At 60.4% G+C, this 18814-nt stretch carries 18 protein-coding genes, 1 tRNA gene and 7 pseudogenes; 13 read left to right on the plus strand and 13 right to left on the minus strand.

Features of this window, described 5'->3' with window-relative positions; genetic code table 11:
• The coding region (locus G6N73_RS24565) for a vitamin B12 dependent-methionine synthase activation domain-containing protein (protein WP_165032431.1) at nt 1-319 on the plus strand (319 nt) is incomplete at its 5' end.
• Between the two features lie 283 nt (nt 320-602).
• On the opposite strand, the gene G6N73_RS24570 is transcribed toward G6N73_RS24565, so the two are convergent.
• From G6N73_RS24570 to G6N73_RS38035, 3 genes are all read right to left on the minus strand, one after another.
• A complete protein-coding gene (locus G6N73_RS24570) occupies nt 603-2183 on the minus strand; it encodes a putative bifunctional diguanylate cyclase/phosphodiesterase (protein ID WP_165032433.1) in 1581 nt (526 codons plus the stop codon).
• Between the two features lie 385 nt (nt 2184-2568).
• Nucleotides 2569-3570, minus strand: coding sequence for an inositol 2-dehydrogenase (gene iolG / locus G6N73_RS24575; protein ID WP_165032435.1), 1002 nt, complete (start codon nt 3568-3570; stop codon nt 2569-2571).
• A gap of 56 nt (nt 3571-3626) precedes the next feature.
• On the minus strand, nt 3627-3962 hold the full coding sequence (locus tag G6N73_RS38035; RefSeq protein ID WP_425484132.1) for a Tn3 family transposase: 336 nt from the start codon (nt 3960-3962) through the stop codon (nt 3627-3629).
• Nucleotides 3963-4152: 190 nt separating this feature from the next.
• On the opposite strand from G6N73_RS38035, the gene G6N73_RS24585 reads away from it, so the two are divergent.
• The gene (locus G6N73_RS24585) at nt 4153-5508 is read left to right on the plus strand and encodes a DUF7986 domain-containing protein (RefSeq protein WP_165032437.1); all 1356 of its coding nucleotides are present in this window, start codon (nt 4153-4155) and stop codon (nt 5506-5508) included.
• A 6-nt stretch (nt 5509-5514) separates the two neighbouring features.
• On the opposite strand, the gene G6N73_RS24590 is transcribed toward G6N73_RS24585, so the two are convergent.
• Nucleotides 5515-6009, minus strand: coding sequence for a carboxymuconolactone decarboxylase family protein (locus G6N73_RS24590; protein WP_165032439.1), 495 nt, complete (start codon nt 6007-6009; stop codon nt 5515-5517).
• A gap of 21 nt (nt 6010-6030) precedes the next feature.
• Nucleotides 6031-6279 (minus strand): annotated as a pseudogene (locus G6N73_RS24595) (nitroreductase family protein); the annotation flags it as partial.
• A gap of 135 nt (nt 6280-6414) precedes the next feature.
• Here G6N73_RS24595 and G6N73_RS24600 point away from each other — a divergent pair.
• The 4 genes and pseudogenes from G6N73_RS24600 to G6N73_RS36420 all read left to right on the plus strand — a co-directional run.
• On the plus strand, nt 6415-6720 hold the full coding sequence (locus G6N73_RS24600; protein WP_165032441.1) for a DUF982 domain-containing protein: 306 nt from the start codon (nt 6415-6417) through the stop codon (nt 6718-6720).
• Nucleotides 6721-6741: 21 nt separating this feature from the next.
• On the plus strand, nt 6742-7002 hold the full coding sequence (locus G6N73_RS24605) for a DUF982 domain-containing protein (protein WP_165032443.1): 261 nt from the start codon (nt 6742-6744) through the stop codon (nt 7000-7002).
• Between the two features lie 38 nt (nt 7003-7040).
• A pseudogene (locus G6N73_RS38705) lies at nt 7041-7318 on the plus strand (cyclic nucleotide-binding domain-containing protein); the annotation flags it as partial.
• Between the two features lie 70 nt (nt 7319-7388).
• Nucleotides 7389-7466: pseudogene (locus G6N73_RS36420) on the plus strand (IS6 family transposase); the annotation flags it as partial.
• 288 nt (nt 7467-7754) lie between these two features.
• Here the strand turns inward: G6N73_RS36420 and G6N73_RS24615 are convergent.
• Together G6N73_RS24615 and G6N73_RS37175 are read right to left on the minus strand one after the other, a co-directional pair.
• Nucleotides 7755-7847, minus strand: a tRNA-OTHER gene (locus G6N73_RS24615).
• Between the two features lie 188 nt (nt 7848-8035).
• Nucleotides 8036-8252, minus strand: a pseudogene (locus G6N73_RS37175) (alanine racemase C-terminal domain-containing protein); the annotation flags it as partial.
• Nucleotides 8253-8499: 247 nt separating this feature from the next.
• Here G6N73_RS37175 and G6N73_RS24625 point away from each other — a divergent pair.
• Nucleotides 8500-8727: pseudogene (locus G6N73_RS24625) on the plus strand (PhzF family phenazine biosynthesis protein); the annotation flags it as partial.
• Between the two features lie 82 nt (nt 8728-8809).
• On the opposite strand, the pseudogene G6N73_RS37180 reads toward G6N73_RS24625, so the two are convergent.
• From G6N73_RS37180 to pdxR, 4 genes and pseudogenes are all read right to left on the minus strand, one after another.
• Nucleotides 8810-9010, minus strand: a pseudogene (locus G6N73_RS37180) (hypothetical protein); the annotation flags it as partial.
• A 54-nt stretch (nt 9011-9064) separates the two neighbouring features.
• Nucleotides 9065-9994: a PDR/VanB family oxidoreductase gene (locus G6N73_RS24635; RefSeq protein WP_246252535.1), complete on the minus strand. Its 930-nt coding sequence runs from the start codon at nt 9992-9994 to the stop codon at nt 9065-9067.
• A 27-nt stretch (nt 9995-10021) separates the two neighbouring features.
• Complete coding sequence (locus G6N73_RS24640; protein ID WP_165032449.1) at nt 10022-10513, minus strand: MOSC domain-containing protein; 492 nt, start codon at nt 10511-10513, stop codon at nt 10022-10024.
• A 224-nt stretch (nt 10514-10737) separates the two neighbouring features.
• Entirely contained in the window at nt 10738-12279 is a 1542-nt protein-coding gene (gene pdxR, locus G6N73_RS24645) for a MocR-like pyridoxine biosynthesis transcription factor PdxR (protein ID WP_165032451.1), read from the minus strand.
• Between the two features lie 74 nt (nt 12280-12353).
• On the opposite strand from pdxR, the gene G6N73_RS24650 reads away from it, so the two are divergent.
• The 3 genes from G6N73_RS24650 to G6N73_RS24660 are packed head-to-tail and all read left to right on the plus strand — an operon-like array spanning nt 12354 to nt 15251.
• Complete coding sequence (locus G6N73_RS24650; RefSeq protein ID WP_165032453.1) at nt 12354-13589, plus strand: trans-sulfuration enzyme family protein; 1236 nt, start codon at nt 12354-12356, stop codon at nt 13587-13589.
• Nucleotides 13590-13649: 60 nt separating this feature from the next.
• The gene (locus G6N73_RS24655; protein ID WP_165032455.1) at nt 13650-14552 is read left to right on the plus strand and encodes a dihydrodipicolinate synthase family protein; all 903 of its coding nucleotides are present in this window, start codon (nt 13650-13652) and stop codon (nt 14550-14552) included.
• Nucleotides 14553-14582: 30 nt separating this feature from the next.
• Nucleotides 14583-15251, plus strand: coding sequence for an FMN-binding negative transcriptional regulator (locus G6N73_RS24660; protein WP_165032457.1), 669 nt, complete (start codon nt 14583-14585; stop codon nt 15249-15251).
• Between the two features lie 68 nt (nt 15252-15319).
• Here G6N73_RS24660 and G6N73_RS24665 read toward each other — a convergent pair.
• Together G6N73_RS24665 and G6N73_RS24670 are read right to left on the minus strand one after the other, a co-directional pair.
• Nucleotides 15320-15817: pseudogene (locus G6N73_RS24665) on the minus strand (IS110 family transposase); the annotation flags it as partial.
• A 650-nt stretch (nt 15818-16467) separates the two neighbouring features.
• Nucleotides 16468-16833 (minus strand): winged helix-turn-helix transcriptional regulator, encoded by a 366-nt coding sequence (locus tag G6N73_RS24670; protein ID WP_008837398.1) that lies wholly within the window; start codon nt 16831-16833, stop codon nt 16468-16470.
• A 92-nt stretch (nt 16834-16925) separates the two neighbouring features.
• On the opposite strand from G6N73_RS24670, the gene G6N73_RS24675 reads away from it, so the two are divergent.
• The 3 genes from G6N73_RS24675 to G6N73_RS24685 are packed head-to-tail and all read left to right on the plus strand — an operon-like array spanning nt 16926 to nt 18794.
• Entirely contained in the window at nt 16926-17585 is a 660-nt protein-coding gene (locus G6N73_RS24675) for a hydrolase (RefSeq protein ID WP_165032459.1), read from the plus strand.
• Between the two features lie 55 nt (nt 17586-17640).
• Nucleotides 17641-18465, plus strand: coding sequence for an alpha/beta fold hydrolase (locus G6N73_RS24680; protein ID WP_165032461.1), 825 nt, complete (start codon nt 17641-17643; stop codon nt 18463-18465).
• Nucleotides 18466-18521: 56 nt separating this feature from the next.
• Nucleotides 18522-18794, plus strand: coding sequence for a XapX domain-containing protein (locus G6N73_RS24685; RefSeq protein WP_165032463.1), 273 nt, complete (start codon nt 18522-18524; stop codon nt 18792-18794).
• Nucleotides 18795-18814 lie beyond the last annotated feature (20 nt).

Consider the following 18814-nt stretch of genomic DNA (forward strand, 5'->3'; position numbering starts at 1 on the left):
CTACCAGGGCATCCGGCCAGCCCCCGGCTATCCGGCCCAGCCCGACCACACCGAGAAGATCACCCTGTTTAGGCTCCTGGAGGCCGAGAAGGACGCCGGCGTCTCCTTAACCGAGAGCATGGCCATGTGGCCGGGATCATCGGTATCCGGCATCTACCTGTCGCACCTGGATAGCTATTATTTCGGCGTGGGCAAAGTCGAGCGCGACCAGGTCGAAGACTATGCGGCGCGCAAGAGAATGCCGGTCGATGAAGTCGAGCGCTGGCTCGGACCGATCCTGAATTACGTGCCGGCAAATTTCGCGGAGGCTGCAGAGTAGTCTTAACTGTCGTCTGTACCCGGGACGGATCTCACTTTCGTATGTTCACGTTCCCCGACCGATGCTTAAATCATCATGTTCAAGGTGCTCTCCGCCCGCCTCGAAGGCGGTTATGCGCGCGAGCGTGCCGTGCTGCCCTTTGGAGTCCCGGCAATCGACCGGTTGCCGGGAGGAGGGCTGGCGATAGGGGCCCGCATGAGGTTGCCGGGGGTGCCGATGACGCACTGGACGGGGCGGCCCCGCGGCGCTAGTGGCGGCCCAGTCCGCTCGTTCTTGCCACCGGCTAATCCGGCCTTCGAATCGAAATCACGTTCTCCTGCTGGTTTTCCTGCCGCTGTTGGCGCGCCAGCATTTGTGCAGCGATTCGGGCAGACACTGGCCGGCTGAAGAAGAAGCCTTGCAGCTCGTCGGCACATTTTTCCCGATTCAACAGTTCCGCTTTTTCCTGGTTATCGACCCCCTCGACGGTGACTGTCATACCGATTTCCGAAGCGATCTTGGAGACGCCGCGCAGGATGTTCAGCGCCTTTTCGCTCGTGCATGCTTCATCGATAATCGTCTTGTCGACCTTGATCTTGTCGATGATGAATTGACGCAAATAATGAAGGCCGCAATAGCCGGAGCCGAAGTCGTCAAGGGCAATGCGTATGCCCATCCAGCGGAGTTCGCTCAAGATTGGATCAATGAAGGTCGTATCGCTAATCAAGACCGATTCTGTAATCTCGAGGTCCAGCCGATGAGGAGACAGCCCCGTCTTGGTCAGGATTCGTTTGATAGTTGCCAGCAGATCGCTGCGAAAGAACTGTACGGGTGACACGTTGACAGCGACACGCACGTCCTCTGGCCAGTTGTGGCACTCCAGGCATGCCTGCTCCAGTGCCCGTTCGCCTATTTCCACGATCGAACCGGTTCGCTCGGCAACAGGAACAAATTCACTCGGGGAAATCATCGTACCATCAGACAAATTCCACCGAAGCAACGCCTCGACGGCGATGATGCGCTGCGGGCGTGTCCTTTGCACGATTGGCTGAAACACAAGCGACAACTGTCTTTCCGCAAGGGCGGTTGCCAGCCCGACCTCGATTGTCCTTCGCCGGCTTGCAACCATTGCCATTTGAGGTGCGAACAATTCGCCGGTCGTGCCGCGGGATTTGGCTTTGTAAAGCGCCAGGTCGGCAGCCTTGAGAATCTGGGTGGGCTCGTCTGCGTGCAACGGAGCGAGCGCGGTCCCGATTGTAACCTGGACGGCAATCCGATGGGTTTCCAGACCGTAGGTGGTCGAGACCGCCTGCCTAATCCTGTTCGCGAAATCGATAGCTTCCGCCTCAGACGAAACCCTGTTTTGCACGACGACGAATTCGTCTCCGCCGAAACGCGCGACAAAATCCTTTGTCCCAACGCTGTGGCGCAGCCTCTCGGCGATCGCCTCCAACACGGCGTTGCCCACATGGTGGCCGAGCGAATCGTTGACCTGCTTGAACCTGTCCACATCGACAAAGTGGACGGCAAATCCCTCGGGCTGCTGGCGCAACCGCTGCTCCAGCGCATCTGACAATGCAAACGAGTTTGGCAGTTTCGTCAGGTGATCCGTGAAGGCCTGTTGCTTGATGACGCTGTTGGCGAGGCGCAACCGGTGGGAAGTCCTGTAGGACGGGTATAGAAAAATCGGCGCCAATATCGATGCGATAAACAGTGCGGCAAAGATCTGGTACCAGATGTTGGGAAAGTGCACGCCGATCGTGACCCAAAGTCCGGCTGACATCGCCACCGCCAGCAGGGTCACTACGACGGACTGGATGACGGTCAGGCTGGCAGGTTCGGCATCCAGACTGCCGTCGAAAATTGCTTTCGCACTTTTCCACATGGCGATGATTTTGGTTCAAAAGCATTCAATTAAAGGTTGTTGCAGTCATTAAATTCTTAAAAAGGGGTGCCCAAATCGAGTATTTCCACTCGCAGGCAGATTGCTGGCTCACCTCCAGTGAGCGCGGCTATATTTGCAGCGAAGCCCCAATTCGCAGAGCAGCTATGCCTGCTCCACCCGGTCCTGGAACGCAGGTGGCCACTCTCTGCGTTGGCCCGCAGGTGAATGGCTCTGACGGCGTGATAGTCTGCTGATCAAAGGCGCGAACTTTGGCGCCCGCGCCATTTTCTGGGCAAACTTCCGAATGGCTCGCGCAGGTGGCCTTGCTGACCTGGTGTTTCAGAAATCTGGGATCAGAATTCCAAACTGATCGGTGATGGGCGCCTCATCCAAGAGGCTCGACTCGCACCGTCTTGCCCTGGTTCGCGGATTTCAATGCGGCGTCGGCGAGCGTCAGCGCGACCAGCCCGTCATGGCCGGTAGGCGACGGCTTCGCGCGGGAATTCACCGCGGCGACGAAGCTTGCGATCTCGTTGGCGTAGGCCTCAAGGTAGCGGGTCATGAAAAAATCGTGCAGGGGCGGGCGGGTGTAGCCCTGTCCGTTGGCGATCTCGATCGACACGGGGCGCTGGTTCTCGGCGGCGATCATGCCCTTCGAGCCGTGCACCTCGATGCGCTGGTCGTAGCCATAGGTGGCGCGGCGCGAATTCGAGATGACGCACTGCTTGCCCGAGGCCGTCGACAGGATGATGCTGACGCTGTCGAAATCGCCGAGCTCGCCTATCTTCTTATCGACGAGCACCGAGGCATGCGCCGACACCGAGACCGGCTCCTCGCCGAGCAGGAAGCGCGCCATGTCGAAGTCGTGGATGGTCATGTCGCGGAAGATGCCGCCGGAGCGGGTGATGTAATCGTAGGGCGGCGGGCCCGGATCACGCGAGGTGATCGTCACCATCTCGACCTTGCCGATGGCGCCGTCGTCGATCGCCTTGCGGACAGCCATGAAATGCGGGTCGAAGCGGCGGTTGAAGCCGACCATCAGCGTAGCGCCGGTCTTTTTGACCACGGCGAGGCAGTCCTTGACCCGTTTGACGTCAAGGTCGATCGGCTTTTCGCAAAAGATCGCCTTGCCGGCCCTGGCGAAGCGCTCGATCAAATCGGCATGGGTGTCGGTCGGCGTGCAGATGACGACGGCATCCACGTCCGGCGACTTTTCGACCTCGTCAATCGAACGCACCTCCGCGCCGTAGGCTCCGGCGAGGTCGCTGGCCGCCTTTTCGAAAGCGTCGGCCACCGCGACCAGCCGCGCCTGCGGGTTTGATCCAACCGCCTTGGCGTGAACCTTGCCGATGCGCCCGGCGCCCAGCAGTGCAAAGCCGATCGTCATTCCCTCACCTCGTGAAGCAGTGTTGTGCCCTGCTCAGCGCGTCGTTTCGCAACTTTTTACAGCCGAGCTCGAATGAAAGCGATGCTGTCGGCGAGCGCCCGCGCGGGATCTTCGAGCGCATGGACGGTCGGCGAGAACGGCTCGAAGGAGAGCGGGCCGGCATAGCCCGCGCTCCGCAAGGCACGGATCTGCCCGACATTGTCCAGGCGGTCTTTCTCGTCCAGGATTCCATCCAAGGAATGCACGGCTTCGCTTGCGGTGCCGGCGATCACCTCCTGGTGGAGCGGCGCATACCGGTCGGTGACTGTGATGTAGATCTTGACGATTGGGTCTTGCCCGTAATGCGCGTTGACGCCGCCGGCTTCGCCCGGTCCATCGAGAGGCTTGCCCATCCCAGGCACGGGCTGAGGGACGCATCGGAGGCCGCCGCAGGAAGATCGACCCGAACAAACCTCGGGAAAATCGCCGAAAGTGTCTTGTCAGGCCGCGAGCGCCTCGCAAAAATTGGCGTGGCTTTTCGTATCAGCGGGCCGACGGTCCCGTACATAATTGCCGAACACCGCCAGAACCTGGAGAAATTCCATGCCGACCAGCCATGATCTCAAGGGGCTGATGAAATTCCTCGCCCGCGATGATTGGCGCGGCTGTTTCGCGCAGGTATTCGACGATCACTTCGGCCCGGTGCTCGAGGCTGGCGACATGGAATTCGAGGACGTCGCCGAAATCCTCGGCGACGAATGGGCAATGACCCTTTGGGGCTGCGCCTTCGAGGATTTCCTGACGCGAAACTTCGATGTTGCGGGCGGCAATATTGTCGACGAGTATCTCAAGCGGCGCGGCTGGAAGGAAAACGCGCAAACGAAAGCCTACATGAAGGCGCTGCGGACATCGGTCATAAGCCTTTACGAGGTGAGCGACATCGTGCCGGGCAAATCGCTCATGGCGCGCGATCTGATCCTTGGCGGCGATCATATCGCCGTCAGCGAGGGAACGGCAACGAAGACCCTGCAGCAATGGGACAGGGTCGCCGCCCGCATCGTTCCGGTCATGGGCAAGAAGATCTTCGCGGGCGGCCTTTTGCCCTTCACGCCGCAGGCCTCGGAGGCGCTGTTCGAAGGCCTGAAACAGATACTCGGGAAAAAGAACGCAAAGAAGCTCCCCGCCATTCGGGACGAAGACCTTCAGACGGTCGCCCCCATGTTTACGCTCTCATGGTTGTTCGATGCGCTTGATCGCGCCATGGAATTGCCGCCGATGCAAAACTCAGATGGCGACGATCTCCTGTTCCACGATGTCAGGTTCCCGCTGGCAAGCGGCGTGACACAGAAGGATATCGCCTCGCGGGTGAAAGCCATTCCCGGAATGTCGCAGGAGAACGCAAAATTTTGGAACTGGCTTGAGGACAAGCCGAAGGGCAGAGGACAACCGAAAAAAAGCGGTGCGCTTTCCTTCGATACTACCATGGATAGCGGTCAGCGCGTGCTGGGTAATGTGGAGCTGAATGGGCGTTTCCTGCACCTGTCGGCCAATTCCGCCGCGCGCGCGGAGAAAGGAACGGCTCTCATCCGGCACGCTCTCGGTGATTTTGTACGCGAGCCGCTCACCGAAATCCGCACCGTCGAGCAGATGATGGCCGATAGGTCGGCCAAGGACGGCGAAGCTCTTTCATCGGATGTGCCGCCGGAAATCGCTGAACAGCTCGTCCACCAATTCCTGGACCGCCAATATTGGGGAACCCTTGATCAGCCTGTCGGCATGCTTGGGAACAAGACCCCGCGACAGGCAGTGAAATCATCCGCCGGTCGCCAGAAGGTCGCCGAGTGGCTCAAATATCTCGAAAACCAGTCCGCCAGGCAGCCGGACCCCGCCGATCCCATGGCGACCTACAATTTCGAATGGATGTGGAGGGAACTCGGCGTCCAAAATTTGCGCCAATAGTACTTCCTACCGCATTTTTTGGTGACATTGATGCGGAAACGATCGCGCCGGCGCTGATATTTGTGGGTCATCTCGGCCGAGGCGTGACCGAGTTGCTTCTGGACGTAGCGCTCGTCGACCTCGGCCGCGGGTCTCGATGACTTTGCGCGCAAACTGGACGGCGGCGTCCCGCTTCGGGTCGCTGGCGTGGCCCTTCCGAGCGAGCATGATTTCATCGGCCGGCAGCTTGGCCATACGCTCGGCCGTAAAGCTGTGAACCGTCAGGCAATAGTTGCAGCCATTCACTTCGGAGACAGCAAGGCCGATGCTGTCACGCGTCTTCACGTCGAGCGCCTTACTCAAGGAGCCGAGCAGGGCGGCCCATGCGTTGAACGCGATCGGGCTCTGCGCGAAGCTCGCCATCATATTTGGGGTGAAGCCTATGTTCTTGGTGAACATATCGAGAGTCGGCTTCGAATCGACCGGCACTTGTTGCGGTTTTAGAGCTGCGGTTCTTGCCATCGTAGTCTCCGACACAAATAATTAAACGAGATCCAGCACCTCGGCGACCGGACGACGCGGCTTCTGAGCCCAGTTTCCCGGACGCTCCGCGCCTACGGACAAGAGCATGACCGGTACTTCGTCCTTGGTCAGTCCGAACTCGCGGTGTACCGCTTCGGCATCGAAGCCGATCATCGGCGTCGAACCCAAGCCTAACGAGCGGGCCGCATAGATCATCGCCGCCGCGCCGAAGGTGCCGGTGCGAACTGCCTCGTCGCGCTGGCGCTGCGCCAACCCATTTTGGAAAGATCGAGGGGTGGCCAACCAAGCCACCGCGCCAATAGAAAGTCTGCTTGGCAAATCAGCAGGGCGACCCGCAACCTGGCCGGCGATTCCGCGTTTATCCCGGGCAACGGGATCGCCCCTATGGACAAGCTTCAGTTCATTCTGCCGATACGCATCGTGACCGAGTGGGGCGCGCCTGTAACGGAGATCTACAGCGTGGAGGAGGCACTCACCTTTCTTGACAATTATCCCAAAGGGCGAGAAAGCCCGGTCTACCAGCGCGCTCTGAATTCCTGCTTTGCCGCGGGCGCCGGTGAAGATTCCGCCGACAATGCTCGTAAGGCACTTGTTGCCTTTTCGAGAATGATGGGCATTCTCGCCAAGGATTCGGCAGGCCCGGCTTGGTGGGACCGTTCGGACGATTCTTTCAAACCGTTGGTGAACTGAGGGGAGCTCTTGGCGGGCGAGTTGGATACGAAGCGTTGGAAAAGCTATGTCCGTGTGGAACTGGGCGGACGCGATCAAAGGATCAACATCCCCTCCACCCGAGCGGCAGCAGAATGTCTTCTCCGCAGCTGGCCGCAGGAATGGGGCCCACGGCACAAGCAGGCCCGCGAAGCCTGCATTGCGGTCCTGAAGGGCGAGCAGCCGCCTGAATTCGCGCGGCAGGCTTTCGTCGAGGCCGCCCGCGAGGCCGGAATACTGGTCGTGGGCGTTTTTCCCGGCTGACGCGTCTCACGATTCGTTCCCGAGGCGATCGCGGAGGCGGCGATGATCTGGCGCCGCATGATTGCTTCGTCCTGCTCGCCGGAGAGGCGATGCGCATTCCGATAGCCCCGTTCAGTGACGTGCTTGAGCAAAGGCCCACTCTGCGGCTGTCCTTTTTGCGCTTCGTGCAATGCCTGATCATTCAGACCAGCTATACCGCTCTCGCGAACGCCCGGCTGCGGCTCGAAAGCCGGCCGCCCGCTGGCTCCTGATGTGTGAGGATCGCGCCGGCGCCGAGCTGAACATCACGCACGAATTCCTGTCGGTCATGCTCGGGTGAGGCGACGATGCTGCTGGAGCGGCAGCGCGGCAAGCGTTCCCATGATTGTCCAGAACGACAGCTGATCAGCCGATACCTCAACAACCGGATCGAACAGGATCGTCGAAAAGTTACGCGGCGGGTCCGGCCGATGTTGGGCTTCAAGCCAACAAGACCACGCCTGAGACTCTGTCCAACGTTGCGATACCAACAGGCTGGTTAGATACCAACAAAAATACCAACAACTCGCCGCCCTGCATTGAGGAGGCCAGGCGCCTTCGAGAACACGCTGAAAGTGCGCCCAGGATCGAGGGTTCAAGCAAATCAGCGGGTTATGATGGGTGAAGCTATTCAAATACGCCTTAGAAGGAAGTGCCTGGGGAGACGAAATGTGGAATCGCATCAATGTTGCAAGTAACTGAAATAAAAGGATAAAATATGTCAGCACAGGAAATGGTGCCCAGAGGCGGATTCGAACCACCGCCTATGTGGCTGTTTCTGAATACATTTTTGACGCGAAAAGAGCCGCCGATACCAACATAAATACCAACAGAATTTTTCTGTGGATTGGTGCGGTTCCCAATTATTTGCGCGGTAAGGAGATCGACATCCTCGTATTGGCAGCGCTGGGGGGCGACGAGACGCTGTCCCAAGGGTATCTGGAGATCGCAGCGTCGGGGGCTGTCGATGGGACGTGGATGCTGTTCGTATCAACGGCGAGACGGCGCATGACGTTCATCCGGCATCCCGTGCGAGGTCATTTGAGCGTTTGTTGTGGACCAAGCATTTCGACCAAGCTTCCTAACGTCAGCGCGCCTTCAGGCAGTGCCGATATGTCGACAGTCATGCTGTCCATCGAAACGCGACCGACGATCTGTAAACGAACCGCTTCATAATAGACTGCGGCGCGTTCGCTAAGGCTGCGGGGCAGGCCGTCGGCGTAGCCGGCTGCCCGCCGCGGCGGCCCCGACCTGTAAGATCCAACGAGGCGGAAGAGGCGGACAGCGCGCTGATCCGCCTCAAGCACAGCAAGAGGCGAAGGGGCTACCACGACCCCGACCCGCCGGAAGCCTAAATCAGCTTTCGGACCCTTTGCGGCCATTGACAACCGATACGATGGACGACGCGATGGACCCACAGCTGGGCAGATGAGCGTCCGTCAAGTTAAAAGGTCGGCCGTCTGAAACGAGGATGTCCCCATGCGCATGTATCAGGTAGACGCCTTTACCGATCGGCTTTTTGCGGGGAACCCTGCTGCTGTTCTGGTGCTCGACGACTGGCTGCCAGATGACCTGATGCTTGCGATCACCCAAGAGAACAATCTTGCCGAAACTGCTTTCGTCAAAGCGCGGTCGGACGGCGCGTGGGATCTGCGGTGGTTTGCTCCGGCGCATGAGGTCGATTTCTGCGGCCATGCCACCCTCGCGAGGCGCTGCCCCGGTCGCGGCAATCGCTTCCGGCGCGACGACGCCCTGGTAGGCGATGATCACGCTGGCGTTCGGTCCGGGTGACCGCCACCCGGTCCTGCGGACGCAGTGCAGAGTAATAGAGCGCAGTCATGATCGTGCCGAGAGAGGCGGAGGAGGCCTGGTGGCCACCAACCTTGATCTCGTCGCCTTCGCGGACGTGGTTGGCATGGTGGATAGTCCATGCGGCAAGCCACGAGACGCAGCGCTCGATCTGGCTGAGATAGGCGAACTTCGATGTCATCCAAGTCTCCGCAACTGATGCGTCGCATCGGTGCTTCCGGATAGGGAGCTGTCTTCACAGATCGAGTCTCAGCACGCCGGTTGCGCGTGATACGCATGGGATGAACCGATGTGTCCGAGCCTCCTTGGACAGGACAGCATCCCGATGGATCGGCTGCCCTTCCAGAATTCCGCATTCGCAGGTCCCGCAAATCCCGTTCTCGCACGACGCCATGAGCAGTACGCCGGCGGCGCGCAGCGCTGCCAGTGCCGAGGTATCGGCCGCGACAGGAACGACTGTCCCATCGCGGAGGGTGATCGTGAAAGGTTCGGGTGGCGCACCGTCCTGCTGCGGCGGCTGAAAAGCCTCGGAATGCACGGTTCCTTCCGGCCAGTGCTCGGTCGCCCGATCCACGGCCGTCATTAAGCCCGGTGGACCGCAATAATAGAGCTGTGCGTCGGAGGAACGCGTCGATAGCAAGGATTTAAGATCTTGCCTGGTCTTCGGTTCGTCGTCGAAATGCAGCCACACTGTGCTGTAGTCGAGCTCCCGCTCGACGACCGACAACAGAGGCGTGAGTGCTCGGCTGCGGGTGAAGTAGTGCAGCTCGTAAGGCTTACCTTGCCGCTTCAGGGCGCGCGCCATTGCTAGGATCGGGGTGATCCCGATGCCTCCCGCCAACAGCAGGGTTGTCCCTTCGCGTTGGGCAAGCGGAAAATGATTGCGAGGAGCAGAAACCGGGAGTGTGCATCCAACGGCCACTGCTTCGTGGATCCACGCCGAACCGCCGCGACCAACATTTTCGCGCTTCACCGCGATTGTGTAGCGGCTCAGATCTGTCGGATCGCCGCAGAGCGAATACTGGCGCACTTTCCTATCAGGCAGATGAACATCGACGTGGGAGCCCGGTTCGAAGGGTGGCAGCAGAGGTTTGCGCGCGTGTTTCAGGTCGATGACCAGGACGTCGCCTGGCTCCTTGCGGGCGGCGGTCACGGTCAGTTTCATGATAATGCGGGGCGAGGCCATATCGGTTTACCCGTCAATTGGAAGAATCGGATCACCGGGGCGGATCACGCCGCCCACCTCGATCGCGCAGTTCAGGCCGGAGCGGTTCAAAAGCCCCTCGTAGAGACCGGGAATGCCGAGCAGTTGCTCGATATACTTGCAGGGAAAATTCATCCGCGCCGCCCGCAGGACGGTTTCCCCGATCCGGAGACGTTTGCCGACCAGATGACCGAGCGGTACGCCGCGCGCGGTCAGGTTCCGCCGATGATCTTCGGGCGCGAGCACGGCCTTGAAACCCGGAATCTTGGGCTCACCCTGTGCCATGGCTTCCAGAACTTCGACCTCGATCAGCGTCACTTCGCGCACGTCGGGTTTCGGAGAGTAGGTCCCCGTTCCAAGATAGTACCGGTCCCCGACAATGCCGCGCCCGGCAACGAGTTGTGCCTCCATCAACTCCTCCATTTCGTACGATGCGGCTGGCGCGACATGGATGTGGAGCAGCGTTCCTTGCCACGTCATGTTTCTTCGCCCTCTATGACCGCAGTCGCGGCGTCCAGCTTCCAGCCGGATTTGGGGGTATCCTCGAGATGTCCGTTCGCCATGTTTTCTTCCGCGCTCCGGGGCAGGGTCACAGCCTGATCCGGGCGAAACCTCTGCCCGCGAACTGGCCTGACTGACAGAGCCAGTTTTTGCGATTTTGCCTGATCCAGTCATCAATCCCGCAGATCGCCGAACGTCATAAGTCAGGCCCGTTCCGCCGTGCCGGCCGACACATTGCGTGGAGCCGAAGTGTCTTGAGAGTTCCTTCTCACCCGTTCGACAGCGTCCGTGAGGAATCGAACGCCGTTCTCGATTTGCCCTGTGGTCAAGGCGGAATAGCCCATCACCAGCCCGATCCGGTCGGCGCGGCCTTCATCCGTTTCCCGGCCGTAGAGCGGCGATATTGAATGGACACCCACGCCTCCTCGTCGCGCCTCTTCAACCAGCACGTCTTCCAATGACCGACGGAGGTCCTTGAACCAGACGACGACATGCAGCCCGGCATCAGCGCCTTCGATGACGATGCGGTCTGCGAACGCGCGTCGAAGGGCGGCGAGCAAGGTCTCTCGGCGCTCGCCGTTCAGACGGCGGACGCGGCGCACATGGCTTTCATAGCCGCCGCTCTCGATGAGCGAGGCCAGGGCCTCCTGCTCCGCCACCGGAGAATGCCTGTCCAGAAGCTGCTTGGCTGTCGCGAAGACGTCTTGCAATTCCGGCGGAACCACGAGGTAGCCAATGCGCAGCATCGGCGACAGCGTCTTGGAGATCGTGCCTAGATAGATGACGGAACTGCGGTCCTCCAGCTTGTGCAGCGGGGGCACCGGACGAATGTCGTAGCGGTACTCGCCATCGTAGTCGTCTTCGATCACATAAGCTTCGTTGCGCCGGGCCCATTCAAGGAGCTGATACCGGCGCGAGACCGGCAAGACGCCGCCGAGCGGAAACTGATGCGACGGCGTGACATAGGCCAGCCGCGCCGTGATCCCCTCAAGCAGTTCCGTCTTCATCCCATCTCCATCGACGGCGATAGAAACAGGCCTCGCGCCTGTGCTGGCAAAGACCTGGCACGCCATCCTGTAGCACGGGTCCTCGACCACGAAACTGTCGGAAGGATCGAGCAGCAAGCGCGCGCAAAGATCGAGACCCTGCTGCGAGCCGCTTGCGATGATGATCTGCTCCAGGTCGCAGCTCAGCGTTCGGGCGCGCCACAAATATCCCTGCAGCGCCTGGCGCAGGCGAGGCGATCCGCGCGGATCGTCATAAGCCAGGCGCTCAGGGCGTTGCGACATCGCCGTGTTCATGGCGCGCTTCCACATCAGCGCCGGAAAATCGGACGGCGCGAGGTCGCCATAACGGAAATCCACTTTCAACCGGTTGGGCAGGTAATCCGGCCAAGGCGAACTGGCGCGCAGTCTCTCGCCGTAGGCGGAAAGATGAATCGGGCCGGCGCGTTTTGAGACGGTGCTGCTCGCCTCGTGACCGATCAGCGAAGATGCAACGCGAGGTCGTGCGCCTTGACGGACTTCAATGAAACCTTCTGCGGCCAACTGCTCGTAGGCGACAGTGACAGTCGTTCGCGAAACGCCGAGTTCATTTGCGAGGCCGCGCGACGACGGCAACTGACTGCCGGTTTCGTAGACGCCCCCGAGGATCTGCTCGCGAAGAGCTTCGTAGATCTGGCGCGCACCCATACCATGCAAGCGACCCGCAGAACCGGCATCGGAAGACTGGACCATTTCATTCATTACCAACTGGACGTTACATGTGAGCCAGTTTGGCAACTATCTTTCGGAATTCCAAGAGGACTTCAGAGAGAGCGATGACTGGCCCCAATTATCGATCCGAAACCGATGCACCGAAACGGTTCCTGAGCGACCCCGATCTCGGCTTCGCCACCCGGGCGATCCATCATGGCTACGATCCGGCCGGCTTTTCCAATGCCGTTCAGCCGCCTGTGTTTCTTAACTCCACTTATGGTTTCGAAAGTGTCGCGGCGAACGAGGCAGCCGCAGCGCTTGGCGGAAGGCTCTATGCACGCGAATACAATCCAACAACTGAGATCCTTGAAAAACGGCTCGCCAATCTCGAAGGAGCTGAAGCAGGGCTGGTCGTTGCCTCGGGGATGGCGGCTTTCGGCACGCTGATCCTGTCGCTGTTGTCCCAGGGCGACGAACTCATCGTCCACAAAACCCTTTACGCGAACACGCTCGCCATGGTCGAACAGGCGGTCCCGCGTTTTGGGATCAAGGTCGTCGCGGTCGATCTATCAGAGCCAAACAATCTGGATGGCGCGATCACTGACCGGACCCGGCTTGTTTTCTTCGAGACCCCGGTCAACCCGCTGAGCCGCATCCTCGACATCGCGGCAATCGCCGAACGCGCCCATGCACGTGGCGTAAGGGTTGCGGTCGACAGCACCTTCGCCTCGCCGGCGCTGCAGCGGCCGCTGGAACATGGCGTCGACATCGTGCTGCACTCGCTGACCAAATACATCAACGGCCATGGCGATGCCCTCGGCGGGGCGATCCTCGGTGACGCGCAGACACTCCACACACTGCACGAGACCGGCCTGCGCTACATCACCGGAGCGGCGCTGTCACCGCTCTCGGCGTTCCTGATCCTGCGCGGACTGAAGACGCTGACGATCCGCATGGAACGGCACAGTGCCACCGCGCTGACGGTCGCTCAGGCGCTCGAGGTTCACCCCGCTGTGGCGTGGGTGAGTTACCCGTTTCTCGACTCTCATCCTGATCAGGCGATTGCCCGAAAGCAGATGTCTAAGGGATCGGGCATGTTGGCTTTTGGCCTCCACGCAGGGTTCGAGGGGGCGCGCCGGATGATGGATCGGCTCAACCTGATCACTCGAGCGGTCAGCCTCGGTGATGCTGACAGCCTCATCTACCATCCGGCCAGTCTGACACGTGCCCGTAAAAGCATCCGCAAGGATGCTCATCTTGCCGATGGCGTTGGCGAGGACCTCATACGTCTCTCGGTCGGTCTGGAAGACGCCGGCGACTTGATCGCCGATCTGAGGCCGGCGCTGGACGTGCTCTGATAAGCCGGTTCCCATCTCGCTTCCAACACTGGCGCTCATGCAGAAATCTGGAGCAACGCAATGGCATTCCTGAGCGGGCTTTCCGCATTCCCCATCACGCCGAGTGATCCTGACGGCCGCATCGATACTAAGGCCCTGCGCAAGCTGGTTACACGGCTTTGCGCCGCAAAGGTCGATTCCATAGGCCTTCTCGGCAGCACCGGCACCTACCTTTACCTCACGCGTGAGGAGCGGCGAAGGGCCCTTGCCGAAGCTTTGGACGAAGCCGGTGCGCAGACGCCGGTCGTGGTGGGCGTGGGGGCGCTGCGCACCGACGAGGCGGTAAGGCTTGCACAGGACGCCAAGGCCCTCGGTGCTGCCGCGGGGTTGCTTGCAGCTGTCTCGTACACCCCGCTCACCGATGACGAGGTGTTCGAACATTTCTCGGTCGTGGCGCGCGAAGGCGGCCTTCCGGTTGTCATCTACGACAATCCCGGAACGACGCATTTCCATTTCACTCCGGCACTTCTCAGCCGCTTGGCCAAGGTGCCGGGGATCGTCGCTATCAAGAATCCAACCGACAAGAGCGATGCGATCGAGAGCCATCTGGCCGGGCAGAGGAGCATCGTGCCGGAAGGCTTTTCGATCGGCTACAGCGGCGATTGGAATGCCACCGAAGCCATGATCGCCGGAGCCGACACCTGGTACAGCGTCCTTGGCGGCATCCTGCCTGAGGTCTGCATAAAGATTGTCAGATCGTCGCAGACGGGCGATGCGGCCGAAGCACGCCGCCTTGACGCCGCATTGACGCCAATTTGGGATCTCTTCAAACAGTTCTCCAGCCTTCGCGTCGTCTATGTGCTCGCCGAATTGCTCGAAATTTGCCGCGCCGAACCTCCGCGCCCGGTCCTGCCGCTCTCTGCTGTAGCAAAGCGTCAGATCGTCGAGGCGCTGGAACGCCTGCCGGCGGGCACTGCTCGATGAACCGCGAAACCGGACAGTGAAGGAACCGTCATGTATGTACCCCCACATTTCGACGAACCCAGCCAAGAGGCTCTCCACGATCTGATCGAGACGAGCGCCTTTGGCGTATTGATCACCCATGGCAGGAGCGGGCTTGACGCCAATCACATTCCCTTCGAACTCAACCGGGCGCAGGGAAGGCACGGCGCTCTGCACTGCCACGTCGCCCGTAACAACCCAGTCTGGCAGGACGTGTCGACCGGCGATGACGCACTAGTCGTGTTCCGCGCGGCCGACGCTTACATCTCGCCGCAATGGTATCCGAGCAAGCAGGAGTTCCACCGGCAGGTGCCGACCTGGAACTACCTCGTTACACATGCATACGGCCGGATCACCGTCCGTGACGACGAGAGCTATGTCCGTCACAATGTCGCCAGACTGACCCGCAGGCACGAGGCGGCCCACCCTGTCCCATGGAGGATGGGTGACGCGCCTCGGGACTTTATCGACACAATGGTCAAGGCGATCGTCGGGCTGGAGATCGAAATCACCCGGCTAGTGGGCAAAGCCAAGCTCAGCCAGAACAAAGAACCGCGCGACATTCGCAATGCCGGCGAAATGCTGAACGCCCAAGGCGACCGGCGCGTCGGTCAGGCGATGGTTGCAGCTGCTGCCCGGAAGTCCGAACAGGGCTGGGGAAGTTGCCCCATCGCATCGTGACGAATGTCAGTGAAGCTTGGCCCTGCTGGACGCGGAGACCCAATGATGCAAACCGGCCAGCGCGCTGCCCCGAGCTTGATGCCGGCTTCCTGCAGGATTGCCCTGACCACGTTCTCGATCGACCGCATCTCGTTGAGGACCGTGCGGCGCGCGACCAGCAGCGAGCGCCACAACCGGCATTGCCGGCTCTTCACATGCACCTGCCGATACCAGCCGGTGCGCATGATCTGCGCCAGCGCACGGGCGTCGTTGCGGTCTGTCTTGTTGGGCATCGCCTTCATCGCTGCATTGGCCTGCCGCGTTTCGATGCAAATGGCGGGCAGACCGGCCTGCATCAGCCCTTCATGCAGCCATGCCGCCAGAGAGCAGGCTTTCAGGCCGATCCGATCCAGCGGCAGGCCTACCTCTCGCAGAGCCGCAACGAGATCATCCGGCTCGCTGGCGGCTCGAACTTCCTTCACGATGCGACCTATTTCATCGATAACGCAGATCGCGGTCTCTTCCAAAGACACGTCTTCTTGCCCGCGTCTGGTGGAATGAGGCACTTTTGAGTGGGACAACAACATCGAAAAACATTGGAAAAGATTTGAATATTGTGAAGTCCCACTGATTTCTAACTAGCTGATTTTTCTGGCTTTCGGAACACCCTCCGGGCCCACCAAAATCTTTCAATATCAGCAACTTATGGCGAACTTCGCTCTGAAGTGGGCCAATCGAGTTTCGCTATACCCGCAGCACTCAGTTTGATTGTTCTCGCATGAACACGATCCAAGGGCAGGGCGATCTTGTGCGTGTTGTCTATCTTCTAATCTTGCTCCTGTTCGTTGGTCGGGTAGCGTGCAGCCACACATAGCGCAGCTGTTTCAAGGCTGGAAAGGCCCTTGATCCATGCGTGCGGCAAAAGGCGGTTACGGCGTGCGAATAGGATGATTTTGAGCGCCTGGTGGTAATCAAGCTGGCGTGAAATGACAGCATCTATGCTCCACGGTCATTGCAGCGTCGATATCCCGTCTTGCAACCAGACTTCCACCGAACCGGCAATCATGACCCTAGTCGGACATTCCCGGCTCAGATTTGCTCCCGGGAACAGGCGGGTCGGACGGCGGTGTTCCGTATCGTTCGGAGAGCGCTGCTCGGTCGCAGGAGGATCGATGAGCGTTCAATGGCATCGGCCTGCGATAGCGGTGATGTAGCTCAGGCGCGCCATCCAGCCTCGTCATCGCTCTTTGGCGTCGGCGATTTTCGTCCTGCCGATTTGAGCCTCGCCGCGCCGCAGCTCGGCGTCGAGCAGCCGCCCCCTCGGGGTCAGACTATACTCGACATGAAGAGGCAGAGTGCCGAGGTCGCGCCGGACCACAAAGCCCTCCTCTTCAAGAGCTTTCAGCCGATTTGAAAGCACACGGGCGGAGATCTCGCCGGGCAGCGCGCGACGCAGTGCGCCGAAGCGAATCGCGGGATGCTGCGCGAGCGTCCACACGACGTGGCTCATCCAGCGTTGCGCCAGGAAGTTCAGAAAGTCGTCGAGGCGGCAACCGGCAACGCCATCGCTGCCGTCGCGTTCGGCCCTGGTTCGTGCGTCCATGGTAACCTCGCGGTCACTACTGTTCATCTGTTCCGAGTCAATTTAACTAGCATTCCTCGATAGCTGGAAACACCCTGAACAGAGGAACACCGATGCCGAACGCGACCCCGACTCCAGGCAAAGGCTTAATCTCGCCGAATGATCACACGCTCATCATGATCGACTTCCAGTCGCAAATGGCTTTCGCGACGCATTCGATCGACGCCGTCACGCTCAGAAACAACGCAGCCCTGGTCGCCCACGCCGCCGCCGGTTTCGGCGTGTCGACCATCCTCACCACCGTCGCGGAGAAAAGCTTCTCCGGGCCGATGTTCAGCGAAATCACCGACGCCTTTCCCAACCAGGCGATGCTCGACCGCACCTCGATGAACACTTGGGAGGATGCTGCAGTCGTCAAAAGCGTCAACGAGATCGGCAAGAGCCGGCTTGTTTTTGCCGGCCTGTGGACGGGCGTTTGCATTGTCGGCCCGACGCTGTCTGCCCTCGACCAGGGTTTTGAGGTCTATGTCATTGCCGACGCCTGCGGTGACGTTTCTGCTGAGGCGCACAACCGCGCGATGGACCGCATGGTCCAGGCTGGCGCCCGGCCGATGACTTCACTGCAATATCTCCTGGAACTGCAACGCGATTGGGCCCGGGGCGAGACCTACGAACTGACGACCGGCATCGCCAAGAAATTCGGCGGCGCCTATGGTCTCGGCATCATCTACGCCAAGACAATGCTTGGCGAACACGCCAGCGAGGCGGGCTGAGCTGTTTCGCCTGCTGCGATCGATCAAATCGAGTTTATTTTGAGGGACATGAACCATGCCTACCATCGTCACGAAAGACGGCACTGAGATTTTCTACAAAGATTGGGGCACGGGGCAGCCGGTCGTTTTTCATCACGGTTGGCCGCTCAGCGCCGACGACTGGGACAACCAGATGCTGTTCTTCCTGAACAATGGCTACCGCGTCATCGCGCATGACCGGCGCGGCCACGGCCGCTCGACGCAGACCGCCACCGGCAACGACATGGACACCTACGCCGATGACGTCGCGGCGCTTGCCGCTGAACTCGACCTCAAGGATGCGGTGCATATCGGCCACTCGACCGGTGGCGGCGAAGTCGCCCGCTATCTCGGCCGCCATGGCACTTCCCGAGTCGCCAAGGCTGTGCTGATTGGCGCCGTGCCGCCTATCATGGTCAAGTCGGACAAGAACCCCGGCGGCCTGCCGCTCGAAATCTTCGACGGCTTCCGCGCGGCATTGGTGGCAAACCGGGCGCAGTTCTATGTCGACGTGCCTGCCGGACCCTTCTACGGCTTCAACCGCGACGGCGCGAAAGTCTCACAGGGCGTCATCGACAATTGGTGGCGCCAGGGCATGATGGGCGGCACCAAGGCCCATTACGACTGCATCAAGGCGTTTTCCGAAACCGATTTCACCGAGGATTTGAAAAAGATCGACATCCCGGTGCTGGTCATGCATGGCGACGACGACCAGATCGTGCCGATCGCGGATTCCGCGCTGCTCGCTGCCAAGCTCCTCAAACACGGCACGCTCAAGGTTTACAAGGGCCTGCCGCACGGCATGTGCACCACACATCCCGAAATCGTTAATCCGGATCTGCTGGCGTTCGTGCGTGGCTGAGCGGACCCCGCCGAGATTGATTAACTCCGGCACGCCAACAGACGTCGAGGAACACGATGAAGCTTTATCTCATCTCGTTGGGGGTCGGCGTGCTCGTCGGCGTGATCTACGCACTGCTCAATGTGCGCTCGCCAGCGCCGCCGATCGTGGCGCTGGTGGGCTTGCTCGGCATCCTCATCGGCGAGCAGGTCGTGCCGATCGCGAAGCGACTGCTTTCGGGCGAGCCGGTGAACACATCGTGGCTTTCTTCGGAATGCGCCCCGCATATGCTCGGTGAATTGCCCTCGGGGCCGCGTTCAACACCGCAGCGTACGGAGGCGCCGACGTGACCCTGACCCGCCGAACTCTC

Origin of the sequence: Allomesorhizobium camelthorni (assembly GCF_011045125.1) — a bacterium.
Lineage (GTDB): Bacteria > Pseudomonadota > Alphaproteobacteria > Rhizobiales > Rhizobiaceae > Allomesorhizobium > Allomesorhizobium camelthorni.